Here is a 22,474-nt window from a genome sequence, read left to right on the forward strand (position 1 = left end):
ACAAGGGCACTTTTCCCTCTGGTGGTGTTATGCGAATCACGGTGCAAAGAGTGCTGTCTGACGGTGACTCTACGGCCTCTGTAGTTAGCGTTGATGGTGAACGCTTGTGCTACGGGCTGGAGGATGAGCCGCGCCGCATGAAGGTGGCAGGGGAGACCCGGATACCGGCCGGTATCTATCAGGTTGGAGTGCATACGGCGGGGAGCTTGCACGAGCGCTATTCTCGCAATGTCTTTGCTGATATTCATCGCGGCATGTTGCATGTGCTCGATGTGCCGGGTTTTGGATGGATCCTGATCCATTGCGGTGTGACAGATGAGCACACGTCGGGCTGCCTGCTGGTGGGGGATGATGTGATTACTACCCACGGAGCTATGCGTCTGGTTGATAGCCCGAGCGCCTACCGTCGTTTATATGAGCGGGTGATTGGCGCCGCCCTAGCGGGGGTGCTGAGTATTGAGTTTGTGGATGATGATTTGGAGGCTGCTGCCGCATGAGCGTTATATCTAAGTTGATCGGAGGTGGTGCGTCGCAGCCAATCGAGGCGCTCGGGAACGTCATCGACCAGGTCTTCACGAGTGATGATGAGCGGCTGCAGGCCGAAGCTGTGCTTCAGAAAATCGCCATGCAGCCGCAGGTGTTGCAGGCGGAGATCAACAAGATCGAAGCGGGGCACCGTAGCTTATTTGTTGCTGGATGGCGTCCATTCCTTGGTTGGGTCAGTGGTGTAGCGTTGTTTTTTCCGTTTGTGATTAATCCGCTTCTTCAGTGGGCAACCGGAAAGCCGGGGCCTCAACTGCCAATGGAGAGCCTGATGGAGCTAGTCATTGCCATGCTTGGGCTTGGGGCGTACCGCACTATCGAAAAAGTCAAAGGCAGGGCTAAGTAGTGAGTGACAGATCTCCAGATACACGATTTCTTGCACGACTGTTCAGCTTGGAAACTGTGCTGGTTGCGATCACCGCGGCCTTCGCCTTTGGGGTTGCCTACAACGCCCTGGCCTCAAGTGATGAGCGTAACGCTGCAGCGATTCGCGGTGTTGAGCAAAATGTGCTGGCCCTCAATGGTAAGCAGACTGAGATCAGCGACGACGTTCAGGATATCAAGGTGGATGTTGCCACGATAAAAACCAACCAGGAAAACCAAGCGGAGCAAGTCCAGCAATTGCGACAGGGTGTGAACGAGATCCTGCGCGAGCTCCGCCAGCGGTAACGGCTGCCCAGCCGGGGCGGGCCGCGGGTCCTCCCGACGGGGGAAGGCATACGGGGGCGCGGAGGCTCGGGCTCGCACTATGTATGAAAATTTTTTGGCCGGGTTTCTATTTATATGTCGAGCGACCGTAAGCGGCAGCCACCCCCTGGGACGGTGCCGAAGAAGGTTGTGCTTGAGGCTTTAGCGATCACCCCTCAAGCCCTCGGCAAATGGGGGCTTCGGCCTGCCGGGAAGGTTGGCCGGGAGGTGTTTTACAACCTTGAAGACGTCTTCCGGGCTTGGGTCGAAAAGCGAGGCGCCAGTGAAATCATTGGAAACCTCGATGACGACGAGGCGGAAACTGCGCGGCAGGTTACGCAAGGGCGGCTGGAGGAGGAGTACAAGCTCACCAAGGCCCGGCGGATCTCTCAGGAGTTAAAGAACGAGGAAAAGGAGGGGCGACTGATTTCGACGGATTTCGCGACCTTCGCTCTGTCCCGGATTGCCGCCCAGATTGCGACCATTTTGGACACGCTGCCGTTATCCATGCGGCGGGCCCATCCGGATCTGGAGCCAAGGCACATCGATGCGCTGACGCGAGAAATCGCCAAGGCACGCAACACAGCCGCGCAAGTCGACGAACTCCTGCCCGAGTTGGTCGAGGAATATGTCGAGTCCCTGTCCGAAACAGATTAGGAATTTTCAGAAGGCCTCGCGCCAAGGTCTGGCTGCGTTGGTGCGGCCAGAGCCGAAAACTGCCGCTGACTGGGCTGACGAAAATTTCTACCTGTCCAGCGAATCGTCATACCACGAGGGTCATTGGTCGACGCTGCATTTCCAGGTGGCAATCTTGAACGCCATGGGCTCGGACGCGGTCCGGGTGGTGAATGTCGTAAAAAGTGCGCGCCTGGGATATACCAAAATGCTCCTGGCAGCGATTGCCTACTACCTGGAGCACAAGCGCCGGAACGTGCTGTCGTTTTCACCGACCGACACCGACGCCGAGAATTTTTCCAAAACGCACGTTGATACCGCAATCCGAGATGTGCCGGCGCTTCGCGAGCTGGCGCCCTGGTGCGGCATGAAGCACCGGGATAACACCCTGGACAAGAAGCGGTTTTCCAACGGCAAGCAGTTGTTTATCCACGGCGGCAAGGCGGCTCGGAACTACCGGGAGAAGTCGGTCGATGTGGTGATCTATGACGAGCTCGCTGCCTTCGATTCGGATATCGAGAAAGAAGGGTCCCCGACCACGCTCGGCGACAAGCGCTTGGAGGGCTCGACTTTCGGAAAATCTATCCGAGGCTCTACCCCGAAAATTCGTGGGGAATGCCAGATCGAGAAAGCCGCTAGCGAGTCGGAATATTACTTCCGGTTCCGGGTTCCTTGCCCGCACTGCGGATCTGAGCAGATCCTGGAGTGGGGCGGCAATGACTGCAACTTCGGCATAAAGTGGGACAACACGCTAAAAGGCATCGAGGCCAAGGCGGCCACCGCCTTTTACCTTTGCCGCGCTGGCGCCTGTGTTATCAAACAGCACGAGCTCAACGATGCCGGTCGTGTTCACTCAGCCCATCAAGGGCGCTGGGTGTGCGATAACACCGGCGTTTATACCCGCAACGGCATCGACTTTTACGCTGCGGACGGCGCGCCAACCGGCACCCCATCAAATATCACCTTCCACGTCTGGACGGCCTACAGCCCATTCACCACCTGGGCCCGAATCGTCGAGGATTTCCTCAAGGCCAAAGGTGACGCCAGCAAACTAAAAACGTTCGTCAACACTACTCTGGGCGAGACCTGGGAGGACGAGACCGGCGAAGGCCTAGAGTGGGAACAGCTCTACAACCGGCGCGAGGTATTTCCTCAGGTGCCAGATAGAGCCGTTGCCCTGTTTGGTGGAATCGATACCCAAGATGACCGCTACGAAGGCAGGGTCTGGGCCTACGGACCAGGTGAGGAAAGCTGGCTGGTTGACCGCTTTATTTTGTTTGGTGACCCGGCCGGCGAGGAGCTGAAGAAGAAAGTCGAAGAGCGCATCCGGAAGCACTACACCCGAGAAGATAACAGTCCGATTGGTGTCACTCGATGGACCTGGGATTCCGGGGGGCATTACACCGACGAGGTGTATTCAATGTCCAAAAAGCTCGGGATCTTCACGATCATCCCGACTAAGGGCGCCAGTCAGTACGGCAAGCCTATCGCAGACTTCCCAAAGTCGCGCAACCGCAAGGGCGTATTTCTGACGATGGTCGGGACAGACAACGCCAAAGAGCTGATTTATTCAAGGTTGCGGATTCAGCCAGAGCCGGGCGAACCGGTACCGGGCTGTATCCATCTGCCTGCCAATTCCGAGATCTGCGACCAGGACGAGGTCAAGCAGCTAACTGCAGAGGTTAAGCGCACGAAGGTGCAGAACGGCCAGCGCGTCTACCGATGGGATTCGATGGGCCGAAGAAACGAGGCCTTGGACTGCTGCGTTGGTGCCCTCGCAGCCCTGCGCATATCGCAACAACGATTTGGGTTCTCCCTCGATGCACCGCCTCCCAGGCAGCCGCCGGAGAAGCCCGACTCCAAACCAACCAGCAAAGACGACGACTCCCGCAAGAAGGGTGGGGACGGTAGCGATTGGCTTGGCATCAAAAACTCAGGCGGAGGATGGCTCACCTAATGCCAACACCGACAGCACAACAAATGCTCGACAAGTACATGGAGGCCGAGCTGGCCCTACTTGAGGGCAAATCCATTACCTGGAATGGCAAGACCTACACCCGGGAAAACCTCGGCGAGATCCAGCGCGGCCGCCGGGAGTGGGAGCGCCGCGTTGGTAGCCAGGCGGCCCGGCCTTACGGATTCGCGAGATTTTATTAATGACCATGAACTGGATTGACCGGGCACTGGCACCGCTGTTTCCCGGCATGGTCGCTAGCCGCGTGGCTGCTCGCCTGGCAATCCGCGCCTATGAGGCCGCTCACCCATCCCGCACCCACAAGGCCAAGGCCGAGCGCCGTTCAGCGAACGCCGCGATAAAGGCCTCAGCCAAATCCCTGCGGGATCAAGCCCGGGCATTGGACGAGAATCACGACATAGTTACCGGCCTTTTCGACAAGCTCGAGGAGCGTGTTGTTGGCGCCAAAGGTATTGGCATTGAGCCATTGCCGCTGCTGACAGCTGGGGAGGTCGCCACCGATCTAGCGGCACAAATTAAAGCTGCTTGGGGCGAATGGAGCCTGCGGCCAGAGGCATCGGGAATGCTCTCCCGGCCCGAAGTAGAGAGACTGGTGGCCAGAACTTGGTTGCGTGACGGCGAGGCCCTGGCCAGCTTCATTGCCGGGAACGTGCCCAGTTACACCCACCTGACCGATGTGCCATTTGCGCTCGAGCTGCTGGAGCCCGATTACCTACCGCACGAGGATGACGCGGCCAAGGGCATTACCCAAGGCGTAGAGCGAAATGAGTGGGGCAGGGTAAAGGGCTACCACGTATTCAAAAAGCACCCGGCAGATTCTATTTCGTTCAAGGCTGACACCAAATTCGTCAAAGCCGACGACATGATCCACATCGCCACCCGCAAGCGCATTGGTCAAGTGCGTGGTGTGTCGCTGCTGGCGCCGGTAATGATCCGCTTGGCAGATATCAAGGATTACGAAGAATCCGAGCGCGTGGCGGCCCGCATCGCCGCGGCGCTGGCGTTTTACATCAAAAAGGGTGACCCGGGGCTGTATGCGCCCAACACTGACACGGACCAGAAAACCGGAGAGCGCAGCATTCCGTTTGGTCCCGGCATGGTGTTCGACGGGCTAGCACCGGGCGAGGACGTTGGCACCATCGAGAGTAATCGGCCCTCAGCCCTGCTTGAGGGCTTCCGCAACGCCATGTTGCGGGCTGTGGCTGCCGGTACCCGCACCAGCTATTCATCACTGGCCAGGGATTACAACGGCACTTATTCGGCGCAGCGCCAAGAGCTGGTCGAGTCGCAGTCCGGTTTTGAGGTCCTGCAAAACACCTTTATCGATCAATACGCCCGCCGGGTTTACCGGCGCTGGCTAGAGGTGGCCATTGCTGCCGGAAAAATCCGAATTCCTGCTGGCGTCGACAAGCGCACTCTTTTCAACGCGGTTTACATCGGTCCAGTTATGCCATGGATCGATCCCAAGAAAGAAGGCGAAGCATGGAGAGGGCTGGTCGCCGATGGATTTGCCACCGAGGCAGAGGTTGCTCGTGCCCGCGGCGGCAACATTGCGGAGGTCAAGAAACAACGGCGTCAGGAAGTCGCGGAGAACCGCGAACACGGTCTGGTGTTCGACTCCGATGCTTACCACAAATATTACTCCAAAGGTGAAAACGATGGCGAAACGACACCAGGCAGTCCCGGTAGTGCTGGCGATGATGGGGAACAGCAAGAAGAGTGACCGCTCGGTTGAACAAGGGTCGTGGTTCTCCATGCGAGCTGCGGCCAACGACTCGCTGGACATTGCTATCTGCGACGAGATTGGCTTCTGTGGCATTTACGCCAGTGACTTCAAGAATGTCTTGGATCAGTACCGAGGCGTAAGTGAGATCAATCTATCGATTCATTCTCCCGGTGGTTCGATCTTTGAAGGTTTTGCCATTTACAACATGCTGCGTGCCCACCCTGCAAAGGTACATGTGCATATCGATGGCGTTGCTCTCTCAATAGCATCGGTGGTCGCCATGGCTGGCGACACAATAACGATGCCGGAAAACGCTTATTTGATGATTCACAAGCCTTGGAACGATGTGCGAGGCAACGCGGACAAGCTCCGCGAGGATGCAGATCTTCTCGACAAGTTCGAGACCAGTTTGCTTGCGGCCTACCGCAACAAAACCGGGCTGCCCGACGACGAACTCACCGAAATTATAGCTGCGGAAACGTGGCTGAATGGCGTTGAGGCTGTCGAGAAAGGGTTCGCCGACTCTCTAGCCGAGCCTGTCATGGCCGCGGCGTCTTTTAACTCCAATCTGATGACGAGGTTCACCGCTATGACCGACAAGGTTACCGACAAAAAGCCCGGAGACGGTAAACAAGCTCCCGCGGCTCCACCCGCACACGCTCCCACGGTGGCTGATTTCCAGGCCGCTGAAACCCAGCGCCGCACCGAAGTTCGCGCCGCGTTTGAAAACTTCGACTATCCAGACCTGCGTGACCGCTGCCTCGACGATATGACCTGTACCGTGGAACAGGCCCGCGCTGCTCTGCTGGACGAAATGGGCAAAGGCCGCGAGCCCAGCCAGCCCTCTGCCGCGCAGATTCATGTGGGCAATGGCGCCCTGGTGCGAGACTCTATCCGTAATGCGTTGTCTGCCCGGGTAGGTGTCGCAGAAATCGAGAACGGCAACCGCTATGGCGGTATGACCCTTATTGAGCTGGCTCGCGCTTCACTTATCGACAATGGCGTGGGCGTGGCCAGCATGACTGACCGCCGCATTTTGGTGGCGAACGCGTTCACTCACTCAACTGGCGACTTCTCTATCGCGCTGTCGGATGTGGCCCACAAATCCATGCTGCGCGGCTATGAGGAGGTGGAGGAAACTTTCGAGAAATGGACCAGCGAAGGGATTCTGACCGACTTCCGTGAATCGAGTCGGGTTGATCTGTCTCGTTTCCCCTCGCTTGGAAAAGTGGCAGAGGGTGCCGAGTTTAAATACGTGACCACCAACGATCGAGCTGAAAAGATCATGCTGGTCACCTACGGCAACCTGTTCTCCATCACTCGGCAGGCCATCATTAATGACGACCTGGGTGTATTCGACCGTATCCCTCGTATGTTCGGTCGCGCAGCACGCCGCACCATTGGCGATGCCGTTTATGCCGCCTTGATCTCGGGGCCGAAGATGGGCGACAACAAGGCGCTATATCACGCGGATCACGCCAACACCAGCACGCCAGACGCACTTACAGTGCCGGCGCTGGATGCAATGAAGGTCGCCATGGGCACGCAGAAAGAGGGCGGCGCCTCGCTGGGAATCCGGCCTGCGTACCTGCTTACTCCCATCGCCCGGGAGTCGACAGCCAAGGCACTGTTGGCGGCTGAGTTTGATCCAGCCTACGCCAATGATCGAGTGCCAAACCCCATTCGCAACTCAATGGAAGTTATTGGCGAGGCGCGCCTGGATGACGACAGCACCGACAAAATCTACGGCGTGGCCAGCCCGGGCATGTACGACACAATCGAGGTGGCTTACCTGGACGGCAACAAAGAGCCATTCCTGGATCAGCAGGGTGGCTTTGAAGTGGACGGCATTACCCACAAAGTCCGCATCGATGCGGGCGTGGCCCCGATGTCTTTCCGCACCATCCACCGGGCAACCATCACTCCCTAACCGGGCTTAATGCCTACTCACTGATTTGCTCCCGCCACTGGCGGGGGCGGTCGTTTCCTATCTCAGAAATCGCGAGGATTCGAGATGAAAAATTATGTGCAAAAGGGCGAAGCGATTACCGTCACCGCGCCCGCTGATGTTGTTGCTGGCGAAGGTGTTTTGCTTGGTGATGGCTTGTTCGGCGTTGCCGTCAATGGCGCGCTTACCGGTGCTGAAGTAACGATCATCACTGAAGGCGTGTTCGAGTTGCCAGCAGATGCCACTGTTGCCGCTGGCGATGTGGTTGAGTGGAACACCGGCGAGCTGTTGCCAATCGATGCGGGTGTGCGAATTGGCGTTGCTGTTACCGGCCACGCCAATGGTTTGGCTCAGGTGAAGATCGGCTAAATGTCGTTTAAATCACTTAAAGCAGCCATGACGGTAATGGCCCGCGGTGTTTTTGGTTCCACGGTAACCGTTACTCCGCCCAGCGCCGGGGCGATCCCCGGCGTTGGCGCCATCATTGATAAAGGCGCCGAGGTCGTTGACGACTATGGCGTAGTTACAGACACCCGGATCGAGATAGAACTGTTCCGGTCGGAAGTTGGCGGCGTTGGTCGCGGCACGCTGGTGCTTGACGACGAAACGGCCGAAACCTTCCGGTTGCTTGAGCCGATCGACATTCGCGGCGAGGTTATGCGCTGGGTGGCCAGCGAGGTTTAAAGCATGGCCGACTTGCTGGACGCCTCCGCGTTGTTGTCGCAGTTTGCCGACAAGATTCGCAAAGCTCCCGAAAAATCAGAGCGCTCGCTCGTAACGGCGTTGAACAAGGGTGGTGAGCTCGCACGCCAGAGAGGCATCGACCAGATCCACTCAGAACTGAACCTTGAGCGAGGCTACATTGAAAAGAATCTTCAGATTACGCGTCTAGCTTCGCCTGGTGACCTGCGAGTGGTCATCACTGGTCGGGCCAGACCGACCACACTCAGAACCTACGGTGGTGCCAAGATCGCCACCGTGGCTGCCAAAAGCCCGGTGCGAAAGCTAAAGGGCGACCGCCGCCGGCGCATTGCCAGAGGGCAAAAAGCCGCTGGCATCAAGCCATTCAGTGTTCAGCGCGGCGGCACGGCAACACGCTGGGCAGGGGGCTTTATCGTTTACCTGAAGGCGGGCAACTCCCTGGAAAACGGCAATGTCGCGATGGCTATTCGCACCGGCAAAGGCCGTGACGACTGGAAAGTGGTTTACGGCCCCAGTGTCGGCTCGGCCTGGAAGAATGTGCGCGGCGACATTTATGCCGAGGCAGTACAGGCCGTAGCGTCGGATTTTCAAGATACCTTCACCCGGATTTTCTAACCATGACGGAATCAGTTTCGACCTCGGTTGCCAAGGCAATTGAGCGATCACTCGCGTCCATTCGAAAAAGCGCCGGTTATCTCACCGATTGCGGCCAGAGCGTGCATCGTGGCTGGTATGCGCATGCGATTGATGCGCAGGACGTGACGTTCCCCCTCGTTGCTATTCAGCCCGACACCGAGGCCGTAGCCAGTGTTGGGGGCACAGGCTTCAGCTTAAAGATCACTGACAACTACCGAATAGTCGTTATTACCGACGACGCGGAACATCCCGCTGATGTCCTTAAAGATTGTCTTGCCGATATCCGCCGAGCGTTTGCGCTCAATTGGGACGCGGAGAAGAAGCTGATCCCAGGCGTGCGAGCTCCCGAGTTCGGCGTGGCCGAGTTTGCCATTGCCGCCGATTCCCCCCACACCCTCGCGGCTGTGCCCGTGGGGATCTCCTTTAATGAAAAACACGAGGCGTAAACCATGGCTCTACAGACATACAGCTATATGGGCAAAGGCAAAATCTACCTGCGCTCTACTTCCGGCGGCGGCGCCATGCCCATTGGTAACTGCTCTGCATTGACTCTCAGCGTTGAGACCAACTCGGTCTCGCAGCCCAACTATCAAGTGCCTGGCGGTGGTGTGGCGAACGAGATCCAGCGTATCGCAACCGTTGGCCTGGCAATGACAATGCTCGAATTCCGCCCCAAAAACCTCCAAATCGCCCTGCGCGGTACCGTTGCGGCCATTGTCGCGGCAGCAGTTACGGACGAACGACATGAGGCATACGCTGACGGCTTGGTCGCGTTTGACCATGTGCCCGATAAAGGCGAAACAATCACGGTTACCCATGATCCGGACGGTACGCCTGAAGTCCTGGCAGAAGGAGTCGACTACCAGGTTACCGGTGCCGGGATCGTCATGTTGGATTCTGAAAATTACCTGGATGGTGATGAGATTGCTGTGGCCTATACCAAGGTCACCGGTAACGCTATCGAGGCTATGACCGGCTCGGGCGACGAGTATGAGCTGATCTTCGACGGACTCAACGAGGCGGAGACAGACAAGGCGGTAATTATCCGGGTGCACCGCGTAAAGTGGTCTCCCACCTCGGGGCTGGGCTTCATTGGCGAAGACTTTGGCGAACTCCCGCTGGAAGGCTCGGTGCTTGTAGACAGCACTAAAAGCGGCGCTGGCGTATCGCAATACTTCAAGGTGACCTTCGCCGACGAGTAGTCGGTCAAATCCGTCCAGCGCATTAATGCTGGGCGCTTCCACCCGTTTCGGGTGGACTTTCCCCCTCCGGGCGCCGGTCCCACCGTGCGCTCCATCTCCTTTCTGTAAGCGGTGCTACTCATGTCTTTAAAAGACCAAGCCGTTAATCTCATTCTCCGAGCCAAGAACCTCCTCAGTGGCGACACCGATAGTGCCGCAAAAAGTCTCGATGGCTTGTCCAATAGCGCCGAGCGATTGCAAGGTGAGCTGCGTGAGCTTGAGGACAACACTGCACTCGTAAAGGAATTTGGTGCGGCAGAGAAGGCCGTCGACCGCACATCCGCAGCCTATGATCGTGCCAGACTTCGAGCCGACAAACTCGCCGACAAACTTGACAAGGTTGGCGCCCCTACGCGTCGCCAGGCTCAAGAGTTCGAGGCGGCGCAAAAGGCCGTGGATGCCGCAGAGCGTGAATACCAGCGTGCAGAAAAAACGCTCGCTGAGCTTGGCGAGGAAGCGCAAGAGGCTGGGATCAACCTCGAAGATCTCAATGGTGAGCAGCGCCGCATGGCTGCCCGTGCCAAAGAGGCCCGCCGCGAACTTGAAGACCTGGGTAACGAAACCGAGAAGGCCGACGGCCGCTTCCTGTCATTTCGCAAAAACCTTTCAAACGGCATCATCACCTTCGGCAAATGGGCGGCTGCCGCTACTGCGGCAGGGGTAGCGCTAACCGTAGGCGCACTTACTCGGTTTACTGCCTCGCAGGCCGATCTTGCCCGCCAGACGCTTGCCAGCGCCGATGCTTTTGGAATTTCTGCGGAAAAGCTACAGGAGTGGCAGTACGCGGCAGAACGTGCTGGTATCGACAGCGAGAAAACCGCAGACCTCATGAAGGACGTTGCCGACAAAATCGGTGACGCGTTTCTGAACGGCGGCGGCGAGGCAATTGAGGTTATTGAAGGCCTCAATCTCGATATCGAGAAACTCGTGAGGCTCAAGCCAGACGAGCAAATTCTGGCGATCGCAGAGCGGCTGAATGGGCTTCCCAAAGCGGGGCAGATTCAAATATTGGAATCTCTGGCCAACGATGCATCGCTGCTGCTGCCGTTACTTGAGAACAATGCCGAGAAGCTGCGCGAGCTGTCGGAGGAGGCTCAGCAGCGCAATGCCATTTTCACTGAGGATGAGCTGAAGGCACTGGCAGACGTCGATTCAGGATTCCGGAAAATACTCGCCTCGGTAAAAGGCTTTGGGAACGAGTTGGCCATTCGGTTAGCGCCCGCATTCAGCAGTCTCGCAGAGACCATCGACCAAGCACTTACTGACAAGCCGAAGCTGGTTGAGGACATCTCCGGTGCCTTTGTCACGCTGATCGAGAAGGTAGAGCAGTTTACCAAGGCGATTGTTTCTGATGGCTCCGGCATTACAGCAACGCTTTCCACTATCGCGAACACAGCAAGCGGTCTAGGTAATACCTTCAAGGCTGTTTTTCGGGGCGTCCAGTCATCTGTTGCGGGTGCTCTGGAGGTGGTGGCTCGATCAGCATACTCCCTCCAAAACATCGTTGTTCAAACTACTCGAGGCCTGAGCGCGGTCGGACTTGCCACCGACGAAAGCCTAGCGAAAGCCGAGGCCAAACTGGCTGTTATCGGTGAGTCGGTCAAAGACCTGCAAAGCCAGTCAGAAAAGTATAAGCGGGAGATGATCGAAGCCGGAAAGGCTGCAGCGGACGCGTTTACCAGAGCCCGTGATGGTGCAGTGGAAACGGCAAAGGTGACTGCAAGTGCTGCTGCTGAGATGGTTGGTTTGGGCTCAGCAACTGAAAGGGCCGCCAAGGCGACTGAGAAATTTAGCTCCGATCGTGAAAAGTTGATTGCGAAAGAGGGGGAGCTGGGCGCTGCGATCGAAATGACAGCCCAGGCACTCGATGAGCTTGGGGCGGCGATAGCCAACAACCCAACGCAAGAGCAGCTCGAAGAGCTTGAGGCGTTGAACACTCAATACGCCCAGCAACAGCTCCAACTTAGGGCTGTTCGGGAAGAGCTGGAACAGCTTGATCGTCCCGTGAATATCTCTGTCAGTACAAACATCGAGGCCATCGCTGATCAGTACAGAGAAGCGAGTGGAGCAATTGAAGAAGCCACGCAAAGCGTATCGGATTTCAGCGAAAAAGTCGGTGAGGCTGGCGATCGTGCTCAGGCCACAGGTGAGAAAGCGCAGTCCATGGGCAGCGCGATCGCAGATTTTTACAACAATATCACTGCTCGTCTTTCGGATCTCAGCCAGAAGGCCCTTGCAGCGTTTGAAGCATTAACCGGGGGAAGCGGCGAAGCTCTCACTGAGCTTGATGCGATGAAAGCCCGTGTCAAGGCGCTGGGAGAGGGAATCCGGGCCTTGGGCCAAAGCGGGGTTGTTGCCGGTAGCCGATTAACTAAGTGGTTCATTGATACGGCCAAGGCATCGAACACCGTTGAGCGACAGTTTCTAAAACAAAAAATCGCCCTTGAGGAAGTAGTTAATCAATTTGAACGGGGTGAATACCAATCCCGATACCTCAATTCATCGCTTAGTGATCTAGAGCGCCAATTCAACCTCCTGGACGACCAGGATCTAAACCGCCTGCAGGGCGCCATCGAGCGAGTGCAGTCGGAAGTGGACGGCCTGAACGACTCCCTGCAGGACACGATCAGCAGCCTACGCCAGGAGCTGGCCAGCCTTGAGGGCGACAGCGAGGAGGTGGAGCGGCTGCGCTACCAGGAGCAGCGGCTCGAGTTGGAGGCGCAATTACAACGCGCTCGGTCAATGGGCGACCGTGAGGCTATCACGTCGGCCCAGGAGGCGCTAAATCTGGCGAAGCAGGCCTACAACCTTCGCCTGCAGCAAGCCCGCCAGCGCAGCGAGGAGGAGGCCCAGCGCGCGGCAGAGCAGGCGGCTGCCAAGGAGCAGCGCCGCCAGCAGGCCGAGGCCGAGCAGCGGGAGCGCCAGGCGCAGGACTTCGCCCGCGAGGATCGCCAGGCGCAGAGCCAAAGCCAGCGGCCGACGCAAACCATCATCCTGCAGGGGCCGGACGGCACCCGAGTGCCCGTTACCACCGACAACCCCGACGACCTGCTATCGGTCCTAGAGAGTCTGGGGCGGAGAGTTAGCTAATGGCAATCACCATCACCGACGGCACGACCACGATCGACCTACCCAACGACCTGCAGTGGGTCGACGAGTTCGCCTGGTCGGCCGTCGAACAACAGAAGGATTACAGCCTCACCGGCGCGGTGATCGTTCAGCAGGGCGTCAAGCAAAAGGGCCGCCCGATCACCCTGCAGAGCAACGGCGGGGCCTGGATCAAGCGCTCGACACTCAAGGCCCTGCAGGCGTTCTACGACACCCCGGACCAGGTTTTCGAGCTGGATCTATGGGGCGAGATCTACGCTGTCCAGTTCGAGCGCCCAGACGGACTCGGCGCCGACGAGGTCCTCCGCCAGGCGGACCCCGACCCCGATCATTACTACACAATCACTCTAAAACTGTTTGAGGTAGCGACACCATGAGGATCACAAACGCAGACGCGGCAAAAGAATTCACCATGAGCGGTGGCTCGTTCGCTATGGCCTTTAAGGCCAACGGCGGCACGCTGAAGGTAGAGGTCATGGTCGATGAGGGCGAGTACGTGACCGCTAAAACATACAGTGACGATGCTGTTGACGTGGCTGACTTTGGGCGAGCCGTTTGTCGCTTTGTCGTCACCGGTGCGGGCAAGCTGAATATCTATGGTGGCATTAATGCTTAGGCCGTTATTTCGTCGGGTTGTGCGTGGTGCAGTTCGTCAATCTGTTGGCCTGAGCCTTGAGGAGCAGATAGCGGCAATGTTTGGTTCGAGCGATGGATTTTGGCTAGATCCTAGCGACCCGTCGACGGTTTTCCAGGATGCTGCAGGCACCATACCTGCCAAGCCTGGCGACCCGGTCGGGCTAATCCTGGATAAGTCGGGGAACGGTACTCACCTGAGTCACCGGACGGCCACCTCGCGGCCGATCCTTCGACAGTCCGGCGGCTACACGTATCTCGAATCGGATGGCGTAGACGACGTGCTCGTCGGGGATTTAAGAGAGCCCGCCGCGGGAATCTTTATGGCGATCACGTTCGCTAGGCGCTCAAGCAACAGCGGGCTAGACGTTCTATCTAACCTTGATACCGCGATCTCGACTAACACCACTGGGCAATCGTATTTGTCCATGAATAGTTATGCTTTCAGGGCTCACGATCAAAACTATTTTATGGGCTACGACACGCCGAACGTCGGGGAGCCAATAGTTGCTGAGGGCGGCTGGTCTCCTTCGCTCGGGCAAGGCTACTCCGCAGACGGCGGCCAGATAAAAAATACGGCCAACGGCGTCAAGGTCGGTGACAACCGGAAAATATCCGTCTGTGCTCGCAGCAATGGATTCAATCCATCCGACATTGAGGTCTACGGCGCGCTGGTTATTTGCAAAGACCCTGAGCAAATCGACCGGGAGATCGCCCGCGAGTGGCTCGCACAAAAAGCAGGAGTGACACTGCCATGAACCAACACAAAACCATAATCGCCCCGGCGGCCGTCGTGGATCAGATCCGAGCGCTGGCAGCGACCTGGCCAGGCGGCGTAGGCATGTTTCAGGCGGCACTCTCGGCCGATGGCTTGGAGCCCGCAACGCACTTTATAAGCTCCGGAATGATCGACACCACGATCGCGACTGCGCTGGAAAGCGCTCCAGTGCTCGTCGCCATGATCCTGGCCGCGAACCCCGAGAGCACAGCCACAGAGAACGAGATCCAGGCCGTCATTGACGCTTGCGACGTAACTGACGGCGAGCCATGGGCGCGCCTAGCGTCGCTCGGGCTGCAGATCATCAATAAGACTGAGGAGGGTCTCGCATGACCATTACGCGCGACCAGATTGTCTTGGCTGAATCCCAGGTAATGGCCGATACCGACGACGGCGGCGGCCGCATGAGCGGAGAGGTCGTCGAGGAGGGCGCGATCAATAACACGATGCCCGATGTCTCCCGGCTCGATCGGGTTTACGGCCGCGTCAACATGCGCAAGCTGTTTTTGTCTGTGCGCGCGCCGAACCAGGACACGCTGCTCGGGGCGCACTCGATACTGTTACGCCAGCCGGCCGACCCGCGCGTCGCTGTCTCGCTATTCCAGACCGGCAGCCACACCGACCGCCGTGTCGACGCCCGCGACCGCATCGAGAGCTATCTCGTCAAGTCGAGCGAGGCGAATTTCTGGCTATGGGGCGACCACCTGGAAAGCCAGCGCGGCCTGGCTGCGTTGCAACGCCTGGACGCGGTCCCGCCTGAGCCTGGCGAAGTTTACTGCCTCATTAGCGACGACGGCAGCAAAGAGCAATATGTCCGCATTACTGACGTCACCGTCGGTCGCGAGACTTTCACCGTCCAGGTCGGGGCCGGGTTTCAGACATTCGAGCTGCAGACGCTGCAGATCTCGCTTGCGAATTCGCTCGACGTCGATTTCATGGGCTCCGACCCTTACCCGACCGGCCGCCATCCTGGCACCGCAAAGGTCCTAATCACTCAGGTAGCAGACGCGGCCCGCTATTTTGGCGCGGCTAAACTCTCAGCCGCAGGCGCTCCTGGAGATCTGACCGCCCAGGTCGACTCGGTTTATACGAACCTGGTCCCCAGTGCGCAGAGCGAGACGCCGCTCACCGATCGCAACGGCGGACCCGGCCGCTTGCCTGTGGTACCTGCTGACGACGCGACGATCTCGGTCAATGCCGACGACGTGAACGAGGATACGGCCGGCTATGCGGTCTATTACACCGGCCGGGGCTTTGTCCCCGGCACGCTGCAGATCACCGGCAGCAATGGCACCTATGACGATGCCGGCGGCCAACTCGAGCACTCGAGCGGATCCGATCGCCTGGACGCCTCCGATCTTGACTACCAAAACGGGATCGTGCGGATCAAGTGGACCTCGAGCAGCTACAAAAACAACCCGATCACGCTCACGTTTCAGCCTGGGGCGGCGTTCTCGCAGCAGGCCTATTCCTATGGCGTCGAGATCGAGATCCAGAATCGGTCTCTGACCTACGTCAATCAGCTGCGACCGATCCCGGCGCCGGGAACCCTGATTTTTGAATTTATGGCGTTGGGGCGCTGGAACACCCTGGCCGATCGCGGCGACGGAATCCTCGAGGGCGCAGGCACCGGGCAGATCAACTACGCGACTGGCACGGTCGAGACCACGCTCTCGGCACTGCCGGACGTCGGACCCGAGATCATTTACTCCTGGGGCGACGATCAATCATTCGACATTGCGGACGGCAGCGGCACCGCGCCGGTCTCCGAGGTCGTCTTTAACGCGACCGACGTGGTCGTCTAAGGGGGCAAAATGGGAAGCATTGGAGCAACTGATCGGCGCGCGATGACGCCGAACACCGTCTCGGTCGAGTGGACGATCGGGCCGACCACTTACACGCTCACCGATAACGGCGAGGGCCTGCTCACCGGGAATGGCTCGGGCAGTGTCGAGTATGGCTGGGGCGGGCTGTCGTTTCGGCCGAACCCCGCGCCGCGGCCAAGTGATGGCGACTATACCGTCAGCTATGACAAGTGGAACGCCGCCAGCAAGCTAACCGACTCGGTCGCGCCGACGCAGTCGTCGATCACGCGCACTTTGCCAGGCGCGCCACTCAAGGCCGGCAGCCTGGTTATCAAGGCGAAAATGATCCGCCTCCGCGAGTTCCTGGATCATAAAAAAATGGACTACAGCGCGCCCGTGGGGGACGAGCGCCGCGAGTACAAGCTCGACGGGGTCGCTCACGACGACGGTAACGGGAACCTACTCCGCGACGGCGTCAATGTCGGGACCGTGAACTACACGACCGGCGAGGTCACGTTCGACATGCGCCTCGGCTATCAATATCAGAAGCTCAAGCAGGAGACGGTCGGTTTTGCTTATAGTGCATGGGAGCAAGTGCCCGCCAGTGCCACCGAGGATTACGACACGTCGGTCAACGTCGAATTCTATTACGGCGGCAGCGCCGACCCAGTCGCCAGTGAAACCGTTACGATCCCGATTGAGGGTATCCAGATCGACCTGATCCCAGGCAACGGCCGCCCGATCATCGCCGGCTCTCTGTTGTTCTCCTTCGGGGGAAAAACCTACCGGGACCGCCAAGGCGCAATCATTACCGACTGGTCGAGCACCACCGACGCCGGGACGAATGTCGGCTCGATCGACTACTCGACCGGGATCGTCACCCTCAACGACTGGGCCGCGGGGGCGGACCTGACCCAGGCGCCGCAGATCCTCGCCTGCCTGACCTGGAAGGGCGAGCGGACGAGCAATTTTTCCAAGTTCCGCACCGCCGGCGCGCCGCTGCGCCAGGGCTCGCTGATCCTTAATGCCGTCACCGAGAGCGGGGAGGAGGTCGTCGTCCAGGCCGCGAACGACGGCAGCATAACGCACGCTAAAATTACCGCCGGCCAGGTTGACGCGGAGACCGGGATCGTCTCGATCGAGTGGGCGGAGCCGGTTTTCCCGACGTCGGTCAAATACTCGGCGGTCGCGTATAAATACCTGCCGCTGGATCCTGACCTCCTTGGCCTGAATCCGACGCGCCTCCCAAGCGACGGCCGCGTTCCGATTTTCCTCCCTGGCGACGTGGGCGTATTCAGTCACACGATCGAGACCGAGGTCGCCAGCCCGACCGCGGGCGCGACGCTGACGTTCACCCGCGACCACCAGGCCGAGGTATGGGTCAAAGGCGCGAACGGGCTTTTTCTGGATCCAGTGCAGTACACCCTGGACCGCGAGGCCGGGGTCCTGACGTGGGCGGATCCGCTCACCCTGGAGACCGACGAGGACACGCCCCAGGCTGTAACGACGCCGCTCACCGTTTACGATCGCGTCGAGGACATGGTCCTGATTACCGACGTTCAGATCTCGGGCCTGGTCGGCTTTAACGCGCCGCTGTCGCAGAACTATCCGGCCGGCGAGGCCGTGCTCAGCTCCGCGGTATTACATGGCGACTTGCGCGCCCGCGTTTATAACTTGTTCCATCAAGCGAGCTGGACCGGGGCCTGGTCGGACGAGCGAATCGGCAGCGACACTACCGCGAAATATAACGAGGTCGCGTACCCGCTCGAGATTACCAACCAGGGATCGATCAAGGAGCGTTGGCGGATCTCGTTCACCAGCTCGACAAACTTCCAGGTTGTCGGCGAGTCGGTCGGGGTCATCGGCACCGGCAACACGTCGGCCGACTGCGCGATCGCCAACCCCGCGACCGGGGCGCCTTACTTCACCATTCGCGCCGACGGCTGGGGCACTGGCTGGGACGCGGGGAACCAGGTCCGATTCAACACCGACGGCGCGCAGGCGCCTTTCTGGATCGCACGGACTATTCTCTCCGGCCCGGCAACGGCCGAGGAGGACAGCTTCGCAACTCAAAACCGGGGGGATGCTGACTAATGGCGGGTTTTGGATGGCATTCGAGCAGCGCTGGGCCTGGGGTAGAGGTCAGCACCGACAAACAGACGCTTACCAGGCCGACCGATGGCGGGGGCGGCAGCTATGCCAGCGGCAGGGGATCGGCGGGGCGAAAAAAGGGACGGCGTTATTTTGAGGTTGACGTCGGGGCCTCTTGCTCGGTCGGGATCGTCGATATTAATGCAGATCTCGACGCGTTGCTTGGCAACGGCGCAAGCCCTTCGCAATGGGGTTTTTCGCTGCAGAATGGGTACTTCTATTATCGCGACTCTGGCACCAACGGGAGCAGCGACAAGGGCACTGGCGCTGTTGCGGCCTCTGTGATCGGCGTCCTGGTTGATTTCGATGCTAACACACTGACCCTATACGACGACGGGGTCGAGCTGTTCACTGAATCGATTTCATTTGCGGTCGACACCGTGCTTTATCCGGCCGCCAGTTTAGGCACCGGCGACAGCGCTGCCCTGAATACACAGGAGCCGTTTCAGTATCCGCCGGCCGCCACCCATATTCCCTGGGATAAATCTGATTTGGCGCTCGGGAGCAAGGTCTCAGGGACGCTTCTGATAGACGGGAATCCAGCTGCCCGACTACTAAAAGCCTTTTCCTTCGAACGCCTATCCTTCGATATGGACGGTCAAACGATCACCGAGTCGCGTCCGCTTGGGCAGACAGTCAGCGACGCCACAACCGGCGACTACGAGATCGTTCTCCGCGACGGCTTCCCGCGCGAGGTTTTCGTCGTGGCCTTCGATGACTACGGCGCCGGATTTGAGGCGAACGCAGGCGTCATCGTTGGCAATCGCGTTCACCCAACCACGCCGAACGGCTACGTCTACGAATGCACCGGAGCGGGAGACCTCCCGAGCACCGAACCGAATCCATGGCCGACCGACACCGAGGCGAGCCACTCGATCGGCACGGCATCGTTTGACGCCAAGCCTTTTTATCGGCCAATGGTTCACGGCCCGATTACACCGCAGGCGATCGACTGGACTCCGGCCACGCTCTTCGCGCTAGGCGAGTCTGGCGTCTGGCTGGATCCGAGCGACCTTTCGACAATGTTCAAGGATACAGGCGGGACCGACCCGGTTACGGCAGACGGCGACGCTGTCGCCTTAATGCTGGATAAGTCGGGCAACGGGAATCATGTTTCTCAATCAGAGAGCAGTCGGCGGCCAATCTACCGCACTAGCGGCGCGCTTCACTGGCTCGAATTTGACGGATCGAACGACTACTTGGAAGCGGCCAGCGCTCCGGCGGTCGGTCATGGCGACGGCCTAACATTCTCCGCGGCGGCCGATTTCGTCGATCGGACATCTACAAACAACACTATTATTCATCGCTCAGCTGGGAGCACTGAACAGGATTGGTGGTTCAAGCGGCGGTCGGGGCTAGAGAAGGAGCTCGACCTCGCTGACGACGGAAAAGAGATATTGACAAACACGATGCCTGACGGGGAAGTTCATATCGTCACGCGCTGGGATGGCGGCAAGGTTATTCACCGAATAAACGGAGCGCAGGACACCGTGGTCGCAAAGCCGGTGGTAATGGGAGGGGCGTCCGACCGTTTTACTGTTGGGTCGAGAATGTATAGCAATGGGAGCTATAGCAACCATTTGAGCGGCAAGATTTATGCGCTAGTGGCTCGAGGAGCGGACACCGCCGGCGGCAGTCTGCTTAGCCTCGAGGACTATCTCGCCAGTAAACGGCCGTAAAAATGGGATACGTCGTTCCTGGTCCACTCGTCGCTGATTTCGGTTTCAATGCCGGGGGCGCGTTGTACCTACCGCCGCCGGCTTGGTCGGCCGTGGACTTCGACCTCCTGGCGTCGGGCTGGGAGCCGCCGATCGTCTACCCGCTGCCGCCCGAGTTTATGGTCGCGTCAGGGATAGGGATCACTCTCGCGAGCTGCACGCCGGCCAGCGCTGCCGGCATCAGATACAATCCGACGCCCGCGCAGATCGACGTGCAGAGAGCGCTACGCCTGGGGCCTGCCGTGAACCGCTACGACGATCGAGCGGTTCAGAGCTGGGGCTCGGCGCCGAAAAAGGACGACCAGCGTGGGGCGCCCTCGCAGGCCTGGGACCAGGCGGTCCCGAGATATCCGGCAACAGCCGCCCAGGGCTGGGACCCGATACCTATCAAGGACGACCAGCGCGGAGCGCCCTCGCAGGCCTGGGACGACTCGATCGAGCCGATCGACGGTGCGCCGGTGCAATCCTGGAATGTACCGCCGGCAAAAGACGTCATCGATACCCAGGAGCACGCGGACAGCTCGAAATTCTGGGAGCGGCCGCCGGTCGAGCTGAACGATCCCACTTACGCGATCGGGGCGACAGACTTCGACCTGCAGAATCCCTACGCAATTCCCGCGGCTAATTCGGTCGACTTTAGCCTGCAGTCGGAGGGCGGCGCGCCTATCGAGATCATCGTCCCGACTCGCCCAGTCGATGCCGGCCGCGACTTCCAGGGCTGGGCGACGAACCTCCCCGCTGATGTGCGCTATCGCCACCCCTGGGACCGGAAACCGCGCATAGGGACAGAGGTCGAGTGGGACTACGACCAGGAGCCGCCGCTCCCCGACAAGGACCCGGCCGACCCGCCGGAGATCAAAGAGGCCTATTTCTACATGAACGCCAGCAGCTTAAAAAAACTCCCCGAAGGGATCCCGCTCGAGTTCGCCGACCTGACGATCTCGCTCGATATTGATTCGTTTAGCTGGGCCTTTTCGGCGACGATTCTCAACAGCGCCAGCATGGACCAAATCCGCCCAGGGCCGAGCGGTCCGATCGAGGTCGAGGCGAAGGTCAATAACAAGACCTGGCGTTTTATGGTGGAGCGCTACAGCGAGGCGCAGAAATTCCCGGCGCAGACCTACCGCGTCAGCGGCTCGAGCCTGACGCAGTTACTGGCGGACCCCTACAGCGCGAAGGCCTCGGCACAGATCGAGACGCCGACGAACGCGCTCCAGGTCGCGCAGGACGTCCTGGACCTGACCGGCTTCACGATCGAGTGGGACACCAGCCTCGCCGACTACACGATCCCGGCGGGCGCCTGGGGCTACGAAAACAAAACCCCGATCGAGGTCGTCGACGAGCTAGTCAAAGCCGCAGGCGGCATCGTCACCCCAGCCCTGGGCCTGTCGAAGGTCTACGCGCAGCAGCGCTACCGAGAGGGGCCTCCCTGGTACTGGCCGCAGATCGACGCCTCGCGCCTCGATTTCCAGGTCGCCGACTCGATGATCCTCGGCCTGTCGAGCGAGTGGCAGCCGACGCCCGAATACCGCGGCGTTTATGTCTCCGGGATCTCCCATGGCGTCGCGGTCGAGGTCAAGAAAAACGGCACCGACGGCACGCCCTGGGCGGCTGACAATTACGACGCACTGAACCTATCAACTCAGCAATGCCGCGGCCGCGGGATCTCGATCCTAGGGCAGTCTGGCGCGCAGGAGATCGTGACGATCGAGCTCCCGGTCCCCACCTCCGGGGCGCCTGGCCTGGTCGTGCCTGGTCAGTGGGGCGAGATCCAGGACACCAGCAACCCGGCGAACACCTGGCGCGGCCTGGTCCTATCGACGTCGGTCTCGGTCAGCCAGCCAGGCGCGAGCCGCGCCGTTCAAACGATCCGCCTCGAGCGCCATCATTACTAGGGGGACAGTATGACCACTGTGAACGCCTTTCTGCGATTCCGCCGTCTGCTACCGCAGCGGACCCGCTACACCGCAACGATCGACACCGTGAACAGCGACGGCACCAGCACCGCCACCACCCGAGACGGTGGCAAGGTCCGCGTGATCGGGGACAGCCTGACGGTCGGCACAAAGGCCTGGATCGAGGACGGCCGGATCGTCGGCGAAGCGCCCGCCCTGCAGGAATATCAGGAGCAAATTTAATGCTTTTGCA

General features: G+C 59.4%; 23 protein-coding genes. All 23 read left to right on the forward strand.

The features are described from left to right. The first annotated feature begins 29 nt into the window (after positions 1-29). The 23 genes from B3K78_RS01640 to B3K78_RS01750 all read left to right on the forward strand — a co-directional run bounded on the left by B3K78_RS01640 (position 30) and on the right by B3K78_RS01750 (position 22,464). Complete coding sequence (locus B3K78_RS01640) at positions 30-497, forward strand: DUF5675 family protein (RefSeq protein WP_286694065.1); 468 nt, start codon at positions 30-32, stop codon at positions 495-497. After that, positions 494-889 carry a 3TM-type holin gene (locus B3K78_RS01645; RefSeq protein ID WP_286694066.1) on the forward strand — a complete coding sequence of 132 codons (396 nt, stop codon included), beginning with the start codon at positions 494-496 and terminating at the stop codon, positions 887-889. Before B3K78_RS01640 ends, B3K78_RS01645 begins: the two co-directional genes overlap by 4 nt. Next, positions 889-1,212: a hypothetical protein gene (locus tag B3K78_RS01650; RefSeq protein ID WP_286694067.1), complete on the forward strand. Its 324-nt coding sequence runs from the start codon at positions 889-891 to the stop codon at positions 1,210-1,212. The genes B3K78_RS01645 and B3K78_RS01650 overlap by 1 nt, the downstream gene beginning before the upstream one ends. A 168-nt stretch (positions 1,213-1,380) precedes the next feature. Continuing rightward, positions 1,381-1,887 carry a terminase small subunit gene (locus B3K78_RS01655; protein WP_286694068.1) on the forward strand — a complete coding sequence of 169 codons (507 nt, stop codon included), beginning with the start codon at positions 1,381-1,383 and terminating at the stop codon, positions 1,885-1,887. Next, complete coding sequence (locus tag B3K78_RS01660; protein WP_286694069.1) at positions 1,859-3,862, forward strand: phage terminase large subunit family protein; 2,004 nt, start codon at positions 1,859-1,861, stop codon at positions 3,860-3,862. The genes B3K78_RS01655 and B3K78_RS01660 overlap by 29 nt, the downstream gene beginning before the upstream one ends. Further along, on the forward strand, positions 3,862-4,062 hold the full coding sequence (locus B3K78_RS01665) for a DUF6148 family protein (protein ID WP_286694070.1): 201 nt from the start codon (positions 3,862-3,864) through the stop codon (positions 4,060-4,062). Before B3K78_RS01660 ends, B3K78_RS01665 begins: the two co-directional genes overlap by 1 nt. Further along, positions 4,062-5,603, forward strand: a complete 1,542-nt coding sequence (locus B3K78_RS01670) for a phage portal protein (protein ID WP_286694071.1) — start codon at positions 4,062-4,064, stop codon at positions 5,601-5,603. The genes B3K78_RS01665 and B3K78_RS01670 overlap by 1 nt, the downstream gene beginning before the upstream one ends. Next, positions 5,539-7,536: a ClpP-like prohead protease/major capsid protein fusion protein gene (locus B3K78_RS01675; protein WP_286694072.1), complete on the forward strand. Its 1,998-nt coding sequence runs from the start codon at positions 5,539-5,541 to the stop codon at positions 7,534-7,536. The genes B3K78_RS01670 and B3K78_RS01675 overlap by 65 nt, the downstream gene beginning before the upstream one ends. A gap of 84 nt (positions 7,537-7,620) precedes the next feature. Beyond that, positions 7,621-7,923 (forward strand): DUF2190 family protein, encoded by a 303-nt coding sequence (locus B3K78_RS01680; RefSeq protein WP_286694073.1) that lies wholly within the window; start codon positions 7,621-7,623, stop codon positions 7,921-7,923. Beyond that, positions 7,924-8,238, forward strand: coding sequence for a head-tail joining protein (locus tag B3K78_RS01685; RefSeq protein ID WP_286694074.1), 315 nt, complete (start codon positions 7,924-7,926; stop codon positions 8,236-8,238). Positions 8,239-8,241: 3 nt separating this feature from the next. After that, positions 8,242-8,871: a phage tail protein gene (locus B3K78_RS01690; protein WP_286694075.1), complete on the forward strand. Its 630-nt coding sequence runs from the start codon at positions 8,242-8,244 to the stop codon at positions 8,869-8,871. 2 nt (positions 8,872-8,873) lie between these two features. Then, positions 8,874-9,338, forward strand: a complete 465-nt coding sequence (locus B3K78_RS01695; protein ID WP_286694076.1) for a hypothetical protein — start codon at positions 8,874-8,876, stop codon at positions 9,336-9,338. A 3-nt stretch (positions 9,339-9,341) separates the two neighbouring features. Continuing rightward, positions 9,342-10,094, forward strand: coding sequence for a phage tail tube protein (locus B3K78_RS01700; protein ID WP_286694077.1), 753 nt, complete (start codon positions 9,342-9,344; stop codon positions 10,092-10,094). A 120-nt stretch (positions 10,095-10,214) separates the two neighbouring features. Next, positions 10,215-13,223, forward strand: a complete 3,009-nt coding sequence (locus B3K78_RS01705) for a coiled-coil domain-containing protein (RefSeq protein WP_286694078.1) — start codon at positions 10,215-10,217, stop codon at positions 13,221-13,223. Next, positions 13,223-13,618 carry a hypothetical protein gene (locus B3K78_RS01710; RefSeq protein WP_286694079.1) on the forward strand — a complete coding sequence of 132 codons (396 nt, stop codon included), beginning with the start codon at positions 13,223-13,225 and terminating at the stop codon, positions 13,616-13,618. The genes B3K78_RS01705 and B3K78_RS01710 overlap by 1 nt, the downstream gene beginning before the upstream one ends. Next, positions 13,615-13,857, forward strand: a complete 243-nt coding sequence (locus tag B3K78_RS01715; RefSeq protein ID WP_286694080.1) for a hypothetical protein — start codon at positions 13,615-13,617, stop codon at positions 13,855-13,857. The genes B3K78_RS01710 and B3K78_RS01715 overlap by 4 nt, the downstream gene beginning before the upstream one ends. Further along, positions 13,850-14,632 (forward strand): hypothetical protein, encoded by a 783-nt coding sequence (locus B3K78_RS01720; RefSeq protein WP_286694081.1) that lies wholly within the window; start codon positions 13,850-13,852, stop codon positions 14,630-14,632. Before B3K78_RS01715 ends, B3K78_RS01720 begins: the two co-directional genes overlap by 8 nt. After that, the gene (locus B3K78_RS01725) at positions 14,629-14,985 is read left to right on the forward strand and encodes a hypothetical protein (protein ID WP_286694082.1); all 357 of its coding nucleotides are present in this window, start codon (positions 14,629-14,631) and stop codon (positions 14,983-14,985) included. Before B3K78_RS01720 ends, B3K78_RS01725 begins: the two co-directional genes overlap by 4 nt. Next, a complete protein-coding gene (locus B3K78_RS01730; RefSeq protein WP_286694083.1) occupies positions 14,982-16,457 on the forward strand; it encodes a hypothetical protein in 1,476 nt (491 codons plus the stop codon). The genes B3K78_RS01725 and B3K78_RS01730 overlap by 4 nt, the downstream gene beginning before the upstream one ends. 9 nt (positions 16,458-16,466) lie before the next feature. Beyond that, entirely contained in the window at positions 16,467-18,551 is a 2,085-nt protein-coding gene (locus B3K78_RS01735) for a hypothetical protein (RefSeq protein ID WP_286694084.1), read from the forward strand. Further along, positions 18,551-20,287: an SPRY domain-containing protein gene (locus B3K78_RS01740; RefSeq protein ID WP_286694085.1), complete on the forward strand. Its 1,737-nt coding sequence runs from the start codon at positions 18,551-18,553 to the stop codon at positions 20,285-20,287. The genes B3K78_RS01735 and B3K78_RS01740 overlap by 1 nt, the downstream gene beginning before the upstream one ends. 2 nt (positions 20,288-20,289) lie before the next feature. Then, positions 20,290-22,221 carry a hypothetical protein gene (locus tag B3K78_RS01745; protein ID WP_286694086.1) on the forward strand — a complete coding sequence of 644 codons (1,932 nt, stop codon included), beginning with the start codon at positions 20,290-20,292 and terminating at the stop codon, positions 22,219-22,221. 9 nt (positions 22,222-22,230) lie between these two features. After that, positions 22,231-22,464: a hypothetical protein gene (locus B3K78_RS01750; protein WP_286694087.1), complete on the forward strand. Its 234-nt coding sequence runs from the start codon at positions 22,231-22,233 to the stop codon at positions 22,462-22,464. The last annotated feature ends 10 nt before the right edge of the window (positions 22,465-22,474 follow it).

It is taken from the genome of Spongiibacter sp. UBA1325 (assembly GCF_002306875.1).
GTDB classification, from domain to species: Bacteria; Pseudomonadota; Gammaproteobacteria; order Pseudomonadales; family Spongiibacteraceae; genus Spongiibacter; species Spongiibacter marinus.